We start from the raw sequence: 14,952 nt of genomic DNA, 5'->3' as shown, positions 1-14,952 counted from the left end.
GATCTTCCTCATTTCACGCGGGTCAGCGGAAGGGCGGGCGGCGGTCCGGTCAGTGCACGCCGAGGTCGTTGTCGATGAGGTCGAACATCTCGTCGTCGGTCGCGGACTCCAGCCGCATTCCGAACGCACCGTCGTCGGTGGTGGCACCGGCGACGGCGGTCAGCTTGGCCAGCAGTGTCTCCAGTCGCGCCACCACCCGGCCGTGCTCGTCGTCGCCTGGAGTGAGCGAGGACAACAGCCCGTCGAGGTTGTCGATGTCGCGCAGCGCCGCCCCGGGCCCGGTCGGCAGGTCCGCGACGAGTCGGGACCGCAGGTGTCCGGTGAGGGCGGCCGGCGTGGGGTAGTCGAAGACCAGCGCCGCGGGCAGGGACAGGCCGGTTGCCACGGTCATCCGGTTACGCAGTTCGACCGCCGTCAGCGAGTCGAAACCGAGATCCGTGAACGGGCGAGTTGCGGAGATCTCGGCGGCCGATCCGTGGCCCAGGACGGCCGCCACCTCCCCGTGTACCAGGTCGCGCAGGACGCTCTCCTGTTCCACCTCGGTCAGCTCGGCCAGCCGCTGCCGCAGCGTCGACTGTTCGGGCCGCGCCTCGACCGGGCCCGGCCGCTCCAGCACCTGGCGTACCTCGGCCAGGTCGTCGATGAGCGGGCGCCGGCGGGCCAGCGTGTACCCGGGCACGAAACGCTCCCAGTCGATGTCGGCCACGGTGAGGACCGACTCGTCCCGGTCCAGCGCCTGTTGCAGAGCGCCGATCGCCAGCGCCGCCGGCATGAGGCGCATGCCATGCCGGGTCAGCAGCTTGGCGGCCTCGTCGGTGACCATCCCTCCGGTGTCCCAGCTTCCCCACGACACCGAGGTCGCCGCCAGGCCCTCGGCGCGACGCCGATGGGCCAGTCCGTCCAGGTACGCGTTGGCGGCGGCGTACGCGCCGGCGCCGGCACTCCCCCACACCCCGGCGCCCGAGGCGAACAGCACGAACGCGTCCAGCGGTGTGTCACCGAGCAGTTCGTCGAGGTGGCGGGCGCCGTCCGCCTTGGCGGCCAGCACGTCCGCCACCGAGGCCAGGTCGGTTCCGATCAGTTCCCCGTACCCGGGCACTCCGGCGGCGTGCACCACCGCCGTCGGTGCGTCCGCCGCCGGCAGCCCGGCCAGCAGTGCCGCGAGCTGTTCGCGGTCGGACACGTCGCACGCGGCGACCGTGACCCGGGTACCGGCGGACCGCAGTTCCGCCTCCAGATCGGCCACCCCGGGCGCGCGGTCACCCCGGCGGCTGGCGAGAACCAGGTGCTCGGCTCCCCTGGCGGCCAGCCAGCGGGCCACCTGCGCGCCCAACCCGCCGGTACCGCCGGTGACCAGCACCGTGCCGCGCGGCCGCCAGTCGCGTGCCGATCCGGGCTCGGCGGGTACGGCGCGGACCATCCGGCGGGCGAATACACCCGAGTCGCGGACCGCCACCTGGTCCTCGTCGCCGTCGGCGAGCACCCCGGCGAGCAGCGCCCCCGCGGGTCCGGACAGGACCGGCGGCAGGTCGACCAGCCCGCCCCAGGACCGGGGCCGCTCCAGGCCCAGCACCGTGCCGAGCCCCCAGATCTGGTACTGGACCGGGCTGACCGTCGGATCCTGGCGGACGACCTCGACCGCGCCCCGGGTCGCGAGCCACAGCGGCGCGGTCACCCGCTCGTCGGCCAACGCCTGGACCAGCAGGACGGTCAGCGCGAGCCCACGCGCCAGCGCCGGATGGGTGTCCAGCCGCTCCTCGTCGACGGCCAGCAGGGACAGGACGCCGGCCACCTCGACGCCGTCGGCGAGCGCTTGGCGCAGCCGTGCGGCCACGGTGTCCCGATCGACGCGGTCCTCGCCCAGCTTCACCGTCACGACGTCGGCACCGTGCCGCTCGAGGGCGTCCGCGTAGGAGCCCACCGGTGTGTGCGGCGGGGCGACCAGCAGCCAGGTGCCGGACAACGGCGTCTCCGTGGGTCGTACCGCCCGCCAGGTCAGCCGGTAGCGCCAGGAGTCGATCGTGGACCGGTCCCGCCGGTCCCGACGCCAGGACGAGATCGCCGGCAGCACGGCGCTCAGCGGCTCGTCACCGACCACGCCGAGGGTCTCCGCGAGGGCCGAGAGGTCACCCTGCTCCACGGCCGCCCAGAACTCGTCGTCGACGGGGTCGGCGTTGGTGCTCACCACGGGTTCCGCCGACGCGGCGGCGACCGGCCAGAATCGTTGCCGCTGGAACGCGTACGTGGGCAGGGCGACCTGGCGCGCGCCGGTGCCGGCGAACACCCCGGCCAGGTCGACCGGGACGCCGTTGACGTACAGGTGCGCGACCGTGGTGAGCACGGCTTCGGGCTCCGGCCTGTCGGCGCGCAGGGTCGGTACGAACACCGGGCGGGCGCCGTCGACGCCGTCGAGACACTCCTGGCCCTGGGCGGTGAGACCGCCGTCCGGGCCCAGTTCGACGAAGGTGGTGACGCCTGCGGCGTGCAGGGTACGGATGCCGTCGTGGAAGCGCACCGTGTCCCGGGCGTGCCGGACCCAGTAGTCGGCCGAGCCCAACTGCTCCGGGTCGGCCAGCTCGCCGGTCAGGGTGGACACCACCGTGATCTGTGGCGGGTACGGGGTCAGGCCGGCCGCCACCCGTCGGTACTCGCCCAGCATCGGCTCGATCCGGCGGGAGTGGAAGGCGTGGCTGACGGTCAGCCGCTTGACCTTGCGCCCATGGTCCCGCCACCGTGCGGCGAGCGCCAGCACCTCGTCCTCGTCGCCGGAGAGCACGACCGATCGGGGGCCGTTGACCGCCGCGATGTCCACGCCGCATCCCGGCTCCGCGAGTGCCTCCCGCAGTTCCTCCTCGGCTGCCTGGACGGCGACCATCGCGCCGCCCTCGGGCAGTGCCTGCATCAGCCGGCCACGCGCGGCGACCAGCGCGCACGCGTCCTCCAACGACCACACTCCGGCGACGTGTGCGGCGGCCAGTTCCCCGATCGAGTGCCCGACGAGTACGTCGGGCCGGACGCCCCAGCTCTCCAGCAGCCGGAACAGCGCGACCTCCACGGTGAACAGCCCGGCTTGGGCGAACACCGTCCGGTCCAGATCCGTGGCCCCGGCGGGATCGAGGACGACATCCCGCAGCGGCCGGTCGAGGTGCCGGTCGAACTGCGCGCAGGCGGCGTCGAAGGCATCGGCGAAGACCGGAAACGCGTCGTACGCGAGCCGGCCCATGCCCGCCCGTTGCGCGCCCTGGCCGGCGAAGACGTACCCGAGACGGCCGGTCGTGACGGTGCCGGTCACCAGACCGGGAGAGGGGCGGCCGTCGCCGAGCGCGGCCAGCCCGTCGAGAAGCGCTTCGCGGTCCGCGCCGAGCACGACGGCACGCTTCTGCATCGCCGCTCGGGCGTTGGCGAGCGAGTACCCGACGTCGACCGGGCGGGCGTCCGGTGTGTTGCCGACGTGCTGATGCAGACGCCGCGCCTGCTCCCGCAGCGCGGTGCCGGTCGCGCCGGAGAGCACCCACGGCACCGGCGGAGGGGCCGCCATGGCGTCACCCGCCAACGGATCCGGCGCGGGCGGCCCCGCCTCGGGGACGACGTGCGCGGGCGGTCCCGCCTCGAGGATGACGTGTGCGTTCGTGCCGCTGATGCCGAACGACGACACACCCGCGCGCAGCGGCTGATCCGCCGGCCACGCACGCCCCTCGGTCAGCAGCTCGACGGCGCCGGCCGTCCAATCCACGTGCGGCGACGGCTCGGTCACGTGCAGCGTCGGCGGGAGTACCCGGTGGTGCATCGCCAGCACCATCTTGATGATCCCGGCGACACCTGCGGCAGCCCCGGTGTGACCGAGGTTGGACTTGATCGAGCCGAGCCAGAGCGGCGCCGCCGCCGGACGGTCCCGGCCGTACGTCGCCAGCAGGGCCTGCGCCTCGATCGGGTCGCCCAGCGTGGTACCCGTACCGTGTGCCTCCACCACGCTCACCTCGGCCGGACGCACTCCGGCGGCGGCCAGTGCCTGCCGGATCACGCGCTGCTGCGCCCGGCCGTTCGGTGCGGTGAGCCCGTTCGACGCTCCGTCGGAGTTGACCGCCGAACCTCGGACGACCGCCAGCACCGGGTGCCCGTTGCGCCGGGCGTCCGACAGCCGCTCCACCAGCAGCATGCCCACGCCCTCCGACCAGGCCGTACCGTCGGCCGAACCGGAGAACGACTTGCAGCGCCCGTCCGGGGCCAGCCCGCGTTGCCGGGAGAACTCGACGAACGCGCCCGGCGTAGCGATGACCGTGACACCGCCGGCCAGGGCCAGTGCGCACTCGCCGTTACGCAGCGCCTGGACCGCCAGATGCAGGGCGACCAGCGACGACGAGCACGCGGTGTCGACGGTCACGGCCGGGCCCTCCAGCCCGAACGCGTAGGCGACACGTCCGGACAGCACGCTCGCCACGTTGCCGGTCAGCGCGTAGCCCTCGCTCGCGGCCGACGCCAGCATGCCGTAGTCCTGGGCGCCGGCACCGACGAACACCCCGGTCTGGCTGCCGCGCAGGCGGTCCGGGCCGATACCGGCCCGCTCCAGCGCCTCCCACGAGGTTTCCAGCAGCAACCTCTGCTGGGGGTCCATCGCCACGGCCTCACGGGGGGAGATGCCGAACAGGCCGGCGTCGAAGTCACCGACGTCGTACAGGAAGCCGCCGTCGCGTACGTAGGAGGTGCCGGGCCGGTCCGGGTCACTGTCGTACAGCCGGTCCAGGTCCCATCCCCGATCCGTGGGGAACGGTCCGATCGCGTCGACGCCTCCGGCCACCAGGCTCCACAGCGCTTCCGGGTCGCGCACACCACCCGGGTACCGGCAACTCATCGCGACGATCGCAATGGGTTCGGATGCGGTGGGGACGGGTGACGGTGTGGGCGTACCCGGGTCACTGGCCGTCCCCTCGAGCTCGCCGCGCAGGTACCCGGCGAGCTCGACCGGGGTGGGGTGATCGAAGACCAGTGCGGCCGGCAGCCGCAGGCCGGTCGCGGCGCCGATCCGGTTGCGCAGTTCCACGGCGGTCAGTGAGTCGAACCCGAGTTCACGGAACGGCCTGGTCGTCCCGATCGTCTCGGGGGACGGATGTCCGAGTACCACGCCCGCCTCGACGCGGACCAGGTCCAGCAGGGCGGCCGCGCGATCCGCCGGTGGCTGGTCGAGCAGGTTCCGCCGGAAGGTCGACAGTGTGGCCGGCTCGGACACCTGGTCGCCGCTGGTCCGGATCCGTACGACCTCGGAGACGTCACCCAACAGCGGAGCCGTACCCAGGGCCGGGTGGTCGGCCAGCAGCTGTTCCCACTGGACGTCGGCGATGACGAGCGAGGTCTCACCGCGTGCCACCGCCCGCGACACCATGCCCATCACCAGCTCCGTCGGCATCGGCCGCAGGGCTCGCGCGGGCGGCGCGTCCCCGGTCGAGGCGACGTCGGCCAGGTTGCCCAGCCAGAGCCGGGTCGCCGCGAGGCCGCGCGACCGGCGACGTTGTACCAACGCCTCCAGGTAGGCCTCCGCCGGTGGTCGGCCCTCCGGCCGGGCCAGATCGTCCACCGAGCGCCCGGCCCGGGCACCGAACATCCCGGCACCGGTCGAGATCGTCACGACGGTGTCCAACATCTCGCCTGCCAGCAGTTCGTCCAGGTGCCCCGCAGCGGTCGCCGTCGCGGCCTGCCGCTCGGCACCGTGACCGGCGTCGAGGATCTGGACGAGCGCGGTCAGCGGGCGCTCCGCCGGGACGGCCGCGAGCAGTGCCGCAACCCCGTCGCGGTCGGTCAGCTCGGCGGCTCCCACGTTCACCGTCGCGCCGGCGGCGGTGAGCCGGGCCGCCAACGCCGTTGCCGCCTCCTGGTCGCCGTGGCCGGCCAGGACCAGGTCCACACCGGTACCGGCGAGCCACCGCACCACCTCCGCCCCGGCGCCCGTCGCGTCGCCGACGACGAGCACGGTGCCGCGTGGCGTCCACTCGTCACCACCCCGGGTGTCCGCCGGGCGGGCGTCCCCGTCCCGGGTGTCCACCTCTGGCGCTGGAACCAGGCGCCGGACGTGGATCGCCGAGTCGCGCAGCGCGACCTGGTCCTCGCCTCCGGCGAGCACGCCGGCCAGCCGGGTCGCGGCGCGCTCGGTGAGCACCGCGGGGGTGTCCACCAGGCCACCCCACCGCTGCGGCGGCCGCGACGTGGACGTCACCGCCAGCCCCCAGACGGCTGCCTGCTCCACGTCGACCGGCTGGTCGGACCGACCGACGCTCACCGCGTGCCTGGTCGCCACCCACAGTGGCGCCGCCACACCGGCCTCGTCGAGGGCCCCGGCGAGAGCCTCGGTCCGGGCGAACACCGCCGCCGACGGCGTCGGTTCCTTACCCGGTCCGGCCCAGGCCAGCAACGACAGCACCCCGGCCGGCTCCGGTACGTCGGCGAGCAGCGCGCGCAGTCGCTCGACCGTCTCGTCCCGGTCCGTGCCCGTCACTTCCAGCCGGATCACCTCCGCTCCGGCGGCCCGCAGCGCCCGTTCACACGTCTGCACGGTCTCCCGGGTCGTGGTTCCGGTACCGGCAGCCGCCGGCTGGCCGTCCCCGGCTGTCTCCGGCGGCGTCACCAGGAGCCAGGTCCCGGACAGCCCGTTGCCGGGCGGCGCGTGCACCGGCTTCCAGGTCATCCGGTACCGCCACGAGTCAGTCGTCGCCCGGGTACGCCGGCGGCGGCGCCACGACGACAGCGCCGGCAGGACCGGCGCCAACTCCGCCGCGTCCGCCAGCTCCAACGTCTGGGCGACCTCTGCCAGGTCGGCGCGCTCGACTGCCGCCCAGAACCCGCCGTCGCCATCGTCCCGCGCGCCGTCCGCACCGGTGCGGGTGGCGCCGGATCCTATTTCCAACCAGTACCGTCGCCGTTGGAACGCGTACGTGGGCAGTTCGACCCGCCGCGCGGCGGTGAACCGGGACGCCCAGTCCACCGCTACCCCGTGGGCCCACGCCTCGGCGAGCGAGGTGAGGAACCGGGTCGTACCGCCCTCGCCACGACGGAGGGTACCGACCGCGACCGCGCCCAGCCCGGTCGCCTCGATCGTGTCCTGCATGACAACTGTCAGCACCGGATGCGGACTGACCTCGATGTACGCGTCGTAGCCGGCGGCCAGCATGCCCCGCACCGCATGGTGAAACTCCACGGTTTGGCGGAGGTTGCGGAACCAGTACTCGGCGTCCAGGGCCGCGGTGTCGACCGGGCCACCGGTCACGGTCGAGTGGAACGGCACCGACGACGACCGGGGGGACAGCCCGGACAGCGCCGCGAGCAGATCATCGCGGACCCCGTCCACCTGGGCCGAGTGTGACGCGTAGTCCACCGCGATCCGGCGTGCCCGCACCCCTTCGTTGACGTACCCGGCGAGCAGCGTGTCCAACGCCTCGGGATCGCCCGACACCACCACCGACGACGGGCCGTTCACCGCCGCCAGCGACAGCCGCTCGCCCCATGGTCGGATCCGCTCCGCCACCGCGTCGTGCGGTACCGCCACCGAACCCATGCCGCCGTGCCCCGAGAGGCTGCACAGCAGGCGACTACGTAGCGCCACCACGCGCGCGCCATCCGTCAACGACAACCCGCCGGCCACCACCACCGCCGCGATCTCACCCTGGGAGTGCCCGACGACCGCCGCCGGCTCCACGCCGCAGGACCGCCACAATTCGGCCAGCGACACCATCACCGCCCACAGCGCCGGCTGTACCACGTCGACCCGGTCCAGCGACGCGGCTCCGGGCAGCGCCCGTAACACGTCCTCCAACGACCAGTCCACCAGCGGCGCCAGGGCGTCCGCGCACTCCCGGAGCCTCGCGGCGAACACCGGCTCGGTGTCGAGCAGCTCGGCGGCCATCCCCACCCACTGCGAACCCTGCCCTGGGAACACGAAGGCGGGGCGTCCCGTTCCCTCGACGACGCCCCTAACCAGTCCGGTGGCGCTCCGGTCGGCCGCGGCGGCCCCCAGACCGGCCAGCAGGTCCGCCCGGTCGGCGGCCGTCACGACCGCGCGGTGCTCGAACCGCGCCCGCGAGGCGGCCAGCGAGTACGCCACGTCGTGGTCGGACAGCCCGGGATTGGCCTCCAGGTGCGACAGCAGCCGACGGGCCTGCCCGGCGAGTGCCGCCGGTGACCGGCCGGAGAGGACCCAGGCGATCGGTCCGGACCCCCGGGCGTCATCCTCTGTGCGGACCTCGGGTCGGTCGTCTTCGCCGATCGGCACCTCTTCGAGGATCACGTGGGCGTTCGTCCCGCTGACGCCGAACGACGAGACGCCGGCCCGGCGGGGCCGGTCGGGTACGGTCCACGGTCGCGCCTCGGTCAGCAGCTCGACCGCACCGTCGGACCAATCCACCTGTGCCGTCGGCAGGTCGACGTGCAGGGTGCGAGGCAGGATCCGGTGCCGCATCGCCTGCACCATCTTGATCACGCCGGCCATGCCTGACGCCCCTTGGGTGTGCCCGATGTTCGACTTCACCGAGCCGAGCCACAGCGGCCGGTCGACCGGCCGGTCCTGCCCGTACGCGGCGATCAGGGCCTGTGCCTCGATCGGGTCGCCCAGCGTGGTACCCGTGCCGTGCGCCTCCACCACGTCGACGTCGGCCGGTGCCAGTCGCGCCGACGCCAGCGCCCGACGGATCACCCGCTGCTGCGCGGGGCCGTTCGGCGCGGTCAGCCCGTTCGACGCGCCGTCCTGGTTGACCGCCGATCCACGGATCACCGCCAGCACCGGATGCCCGTTGCGCCGGGCGTCCGACAGCCGCTCGACGAGGAGCACGCCCACGCCCTCGGACAGCCCGATGCCGTCGGCCGACGCCGCGAACGGCTTGCACCGGCCGTCCGGTGCGAGCCCCCGTTGCCGGGCGAAGTCGACGAACATCGTCGGCGTCGCCATCACCGTCACGCCGGAGGCCAACGCGAGTGAGCAGTCCCCGTTGCGCAGTGCCTGTCCCGCCAGGTGCAGCGCCACCAGCGACGAGGAGCAGGCCGTGTCGACTGTCACCGCCGGACCTTCCAGCCCCAGCGTGTACGCGACCCGGCCGGGCACGACGCTGCCGGCGACTCCGGTACCGAGGTAGCCGTCGGTCTGGCTCGCCGAGCTGGCGAACAACGTGCCGTAGTCCTGGTAGAGCACGCCGGTGAAGACACCCGTATCGGTGCCCCGCAGCGTCGTCGGATCGATCCCGGCGCGCTCGACGACCTCCCACGAGGCCTCCAGCAGCAGCCGCTGCTGGGGATCCGTGGCAACCGCCTCACGCGGCGACAGACCGAAGAACGCCGCGTCGAAGTCACCCACCGTGTCGAGGAACCCACCCTCGCGGGCATAGGTCGTACCCGGGCGGTCGGGGTCCGGGTCGTACAGCGTGTCGACGTCCCAGCCCCGGTCCACCGGCAACCCTGAGATCACGTCGGCCTCGTCGGCCACCAGCCGCCACAGATCCTCGGGCGAGTCGACGCCACCTGGGTACCGGCAGCTCATCGCGATGATCGCGATCGGCTCGTCGGGGTGCCCCGCCGGCCGGGAGGCAACCGGCACCGGGGCGTCCAGCGCCGCCGCCCTGCCCACCAGTTCGTCGCGCAGGAACCGGGCCAGCACCAGCGGGTTCGGGTAGTCGAAGACCAGAGTGGCCGGTAGCCGCAGGCCGGTGGCGTTCTTCAGCGCGTTACGCAACTCCACCGCGGTGAGCGAGTCGAATCCGAGTTCCCTGAACGCCCTGCTGACCACGAGCCCGCCCGGCGACGGGTACCCGAGGACCGCGGCTGCCTCGGCCCGTACCAGTTCCAGCAGCAGGTTGTGCTGGTCCGGCTCAGTCATGCCGGCGAGCCGGCGCAACAGGTCCGACCCGTCGCCGGAGCTGGCGGCGGCACGCCGCCGCGCCGGGCCCCGGACGAGGCCCCGCAGCAGCACGGGTACCTGGCCCCGGGCCGTGTCGGCGGCGACGGCCGGGTGCCACAGCATGGACAGCAGCAGCGGCTCGTCTGCCACGAGCGCGGCGTCGAACAGGGCCGCGCCGTCACGGGCGGACAGCCCGGTGACACCGTTCTGCGCCATCCGCGCCCGACCCACCTCGTCGAGTTGGGTGAGCGTCCCCGCGGCGCCGGACCAGGGCCCCCACGCCATCGAGGTCGCGGTCAGTCCCCGGCTGCGACGGTGCTGGGCCAGCGCGTCGAGGAAGGCGTTCGCGGCTGCGTAGTTGGCCTGCCCGCCCCGGCCGAGGATGCCCGACGCCGACGAGAACAGTACGAACGCCGACAGTTGCCGGTCACGGGTCAGCTCGTGCAGGTGCCACGCCGCGTCGACCTTCGGTGCCAGTACGGTGTCGATCCGCTCCGGGGTGAGCGCCTCGAGCACACCGTCGTCCAGGACGACCGCGCCGTGGATGATCCCGGTCAGCGGATGCGCGTCGGGAACGGCGTCGAGCAGAGCCGCGAGTGCGTCCCGGTCGCTGACGTCGCAGGCGGCCATCGTCACCTCGGCGCCCAGTTCCACCAGCCGCGCGCGCAGGGCGGCAGCGCCCGCCGTGGCAGCGCCGCGCCGGCTGGCCAGCAGCAGGTGCCGCACCCGGTGCTCGACCACCAGGTGTTCGGCGATCACCGCTCCGACCGTCCCGGTGGCGCCGGTGATCAGCACGGTGCCGTCGGAATTCCAGACCGGTCTGGTGGTGGCCGAATCACCGGTGACCGGCCGACGGGCGAGCCGGGGTACGAGCACCACACCGTCGCGTACGACGAGCTGCGACTCGCCGGCGGCGACGGCGTCGGCGACCGACGACGGGATGGCACCGTCGGTGTCCAGGAGCAGGAATCGGTCCGGATGCTCGTTCTGCGCCGTGCGCACCAATCCCCAGACAGCCGATACCGCCAGGTCGGTGACGTCCCCGCCGTCCCCGGTCGGTACCGCACCCCGCGTGACGACCATCAGTTTCGCCGCCCCGAACCGCTCGTCGGCGATCCACGCCCGCACCAACTCCAGCGCGCGCCCGGTCATGGTCCGCACCCGTGCCGGCAGCTCGCCATCGCCGGCCCCACTGTCGATGACGGGGTCGGCGGTCAGCGGTACCATGATCACGTCCGGCACCGGGGTCCCGGCGTCCCTCGCCGCCAACGCCGCGAGGTCCGCAAACGTCTCGACGGCCGGCACCGGACCGGACAGGTCCGGCGGCCCGGCGAGCCAGCCCCACCGGGCCGGCGGCGGTTCGGCCGGCGGCGCGCTGGTCAGCGGTGTCCAACAGACCCGGAAGAGACTGTTGCCAATCGTGGCCACCGAGCCGGCGGCCCCCTGCGCACCGACCGGCCGGAACGCCAGCGACTCGACCGTGACGACGGGAAGACCGGCCCCGTCCACCGCGACGAGCGACACGGCGTCCGCCCCCGCGGGCCGCAGCGCGACGCGCAACCGGGTGGCCTGCGCGGCGTGGAGCGTCACGCCGCGCCATTCGAACGGCAGCCGAACCGCTCCGGTGTCGGCGAAGAAGGAGCCGAGGCCGGTGGCGTGCAACGCGGCGTCCAGCAGGGCGGGATGGACGCCGAAGGCGGCGCCGGCGGCGCTCTCCGGAAGCGCGACCTCGGCGAACACCTCGTCACCGCGTCGCCAGGCCGCCCGGAGTCCCTGGAAGGTGGAACCGTAGACCAGGCCGGCGTCGGCGGCACGCGCGTAGTAGTCGTCCAGAGCCACCGGTTCGCTGCCGGCCGGCGGCCACACCTCAAGGTCGACCGGTTCCGATCCCGGGTCGGCGACGAGCGTACCGACCGCGTGTCGGGTCCACGGCAGACCGTCGTCGGCTCCGTCCGGCAGCGAGTACACGCTGACCGGACGGAGACCCGCGTCGTCGGGTACGCCGACCAGCACCTGGATTCGGACCGCCTGCCCGGAAGACAGCAGCAGCGGGGCCTCCAGGACCAGCTCCTCAACGTGCCCGCAACCGACCTCGTCACCGGCCCGCAGCGCCAGCTCCACGAAGCCCGCGCCGGCGAACAGCACCTGGTCGCCGAGGGCGTGGTCGGCGAGCCAGCCGTGTGAAGCCGTCGAGAACCGCCCGGACAGCAGCACGCCGCCGGACCCGGGAAGCTCGACCGCGGCGGCCAGCAGCGGGTGCCCTGCGGCCACCAGCCCCGCCGACGACACGTCGCCGACCCGGCCCGCCGTGTCGAGCCAGTACCGGCGCCGTTGGAAGGCGTACGTCGGCAGGTCCACAGTGACCGCCCGCGAGCCGGCGAAGACGCGGTCCCAGTCCACGTCGACCCCGTGCGTGTACGCCTCTGCGAGCGAGCTGACGAAACGCTGCGGGCCGCCCTCGTCCCGCCGCAGCGTGCCGATGGCCACCGGTGCGGCGCCGGCCTCGTCCGGGTTGTCGTCGAACGTCTCCTGTAACGACGACGCGAGCAGCGGATGCGGGCTGACCTCGACGAAGCACCGGTGGCCGTCGACGAGCAGGGCGCGGGTGGCGGACTCGAACTCCACGGTGTCGCGCATGTTGCGGTACCAGTAGTCCGCGTCCAACGTCGTGGTGTCGATCACCGCACCGGTGACCGTGGAGTAGAACGGGACCGTCGCGGCCCGCGGAGACACCGGTGCGAGGTCGGCCAGCAGCCGGTCCCGCAGCATCTCGACCTGCGGCGAGTGCCCGGCGGTGTCCACGCCCGGGATCTGCCGGGCCCGTAGCCCGTCCGCCGTGCACTCGGCGAGGAACTCGGCGCAGGCCGCCGCCTCTCCGGACACCGCACACGAGCCCGGCCCGTTGACCGCCGCCACGGCCAGCCTGTCACGCCAGGGTTCGAGCTTCTCCCGTACCCGGTCCGCCCGCGTCTGTACGGACACCATCGCGCCGCGGCCGGTCAGCTCGAGCCACGCCTGGCTGCGCCGCGCGATGATCCGGGCGGCGTCGTCCAGGGACAGGGCACCGGCCACGTACCCGGCCGCCACCTCACCCTGCGAGTGGCCGACCACGGCCGCCGGCTGGACGCCGTGGGCGTGCCACAGCGCCGCCAGCGACACCATCATCGTGAACAGCACCGGCTGCTTCACGTCGACCCGATCCAGATCCGCAGCCCCGGGCAGCCCACGCACGACCGGCTCCACCGCCCAGTCCAGGTACGGCTCCAGGGCCTCCGCGCACGCCCGCACGCTGTCCCGGAACACCGCCGAGGAGTCCATGAGCTCGCGGCCCATCTCCGGCCACTGCGAACCCTGTCCGGGGAACACGAACACGACCTTGCCGTCGGCGCCGCCGACACCTCGGAACAGGCCGGTCGACGGCTGCCCGGCGGCGAGCGCGTCGAGGCTGGCCAGGAGCTCGTCGCGGGTCGTACCCAGTAACGCCGCCCGGTGCGGCCGGGCGGCCCGGGTCGTGGCGAGCGAGAACCCCACGTCGACGGGCGACAGTTCGGGACGGTCGGCAAGGTACCCGCGCAGCCGGGTGGCCTGGGCGCGCAGCGCCTCGTCGGAGTCTGCCGAAACCACCCACGGTGCCGTCCCCGCGACCAGGTCGTCGCCGTCGTCCAGGGCGCGCCTGCGCGGGGCCGGGTCCGGAGGTGCCTGTTCCAGGACGACGTGCGCGTTCGTCCCGCTGATCCCGAAGCCGGACACGCCGGCCCGGCGCGGTCGGGCGAGGTCCGGCCACGGCCGGGGCTCGGTCAGCAGTCGGACGTTCCCACTCGACCACGCCACGTGCGGCGTCGGCTCGTCGACGTGCAGGGTTTGCGGCAGGACACCGTGACGCAGGGCCTGCACGACCTTGATGAAGCCGGAAACCCCCGCCGCGCCCTGGGTGTGTCCGATGTTGGACTTCAGCGAGCCCAGCCACAGCGGCTGGTCGGCCGGTCGCTCCTGACCGTACGTGGCGAGCACGGCCTGCGCCTCGATCGGGTCGCCCAGGGTGGTGGCGGTGCCGTGCGCCTCGACGAGGTCCACGTCGCTCGTCACCAGCCCCGCGTTGGCCAGCGCCTGCCGGATCACCCGCTGCTGGGCCGGGCCGCTCGGGGCGGCCAGCCCGTTTGACGCGCCGTCCTGGTTGATCGCTGAACCACGGATGACGGCGAGCACCGGATGGCCGTTGCGTCGGGCGTCGGAGAGCCGCTCCAGGAGGACCATGCCGACGCCCTCGGCGAAGCCGGTTCCGTCCGCCGCCGACGCGAAGGCCCGGCACCGGCCGCTCGGCGACAGCCCACGCTGCTTCGACGTCTCGATGAACGGTCCGGGCGTCGACATGACGGTGACACCGCCGGCCAGCGCGAGCGAGCAGTTCTGAAGCTTGAGCGCCTGGACGGCCAGGTGCACCGCGACCAGCGACGACGAGCACGCGGTGTCCAGCGTGACCGCCGGGCCCTCCAGGCCCAGGGTGTAGGCAATCCGGCCGGACAGCACGCTGGCGGAACTGCCGGTGAGCACGAAGCCCTCGGACTCCTCGCCGGCGGCCGCCATCAGCAGTTGGAGGTAGTCCTGGCCGGTGGTGCCGACGTACACGCCGACGCGCCGGCCGCGCAGTGCCGCCGGGTTGATGCTGGCCCGCTCGATGGCCTCCCACGACGTCTCCAGCAGCAGCCGCTGCTGCGGGTCCATCGACAGTGCCTCGCGTGGCGAGATCCCGAAGAACTCCGCGTCGAAGTCGCCCGCGTCCTGCAAAAAACCACCGGCCTGTACATAGGAGGTGTTCGGGCGGCTGCGGTCGGGGTCGTAGGTGGCCGCCAGATCCCAGCCGCGCTCGGTCGGGAACGGACCGATCGCGTCGACGCCGTCGGCAACCAGGTGCCACAGGTCCTCCGGCGAGGTGACCCCGCCGGGCAGCCGGCACGCCATTCCGACGACGGCGACCGGCTCGGTGGCCACCTCGGTGAGCCGCTCGTTCTTCTGCCGGAGGCGTTCGTTCTCCAGCAGCGACGCCCGCAGGGCCGTAACAAGCTGTTCCGAAGATGTCTCCACCA

At 73.6% G+C, this 14,952-nt stretch carries 1 protein-coding gene; it reads right to left on the bottom strand.

The annotated features are described in order from the left end of the window. Positions 1–49: 49 nt before the first annotated feature. The gene (locus tag AAH979_RS35080) at positions 50–14,950 is read right to left on the bottom strand and encodes a type I polyketide synthase (protein WP_346262429.1); all 14,901 of its coding nucleotides are present in this window, start codon (positions 14,948–14,950) and stop codon (positions 50–52) included. Positions 14,951–14,952: the final 2 nt, after the last annotated feature.

Source organism: Plantactinospora sp. ZYX-F-223, assembly GCF_039649625.1.
In the GTDB taxonomy this organism is placed as follows: domain Bacteria; phylum Actinomycetota; class Actinomycetes; order Mycobacteriales; family Micromonosporaceae; genus Plantactinospora.
This window is presented reverse-complemented; position numbering and strand designations above follow the sequence as displayed.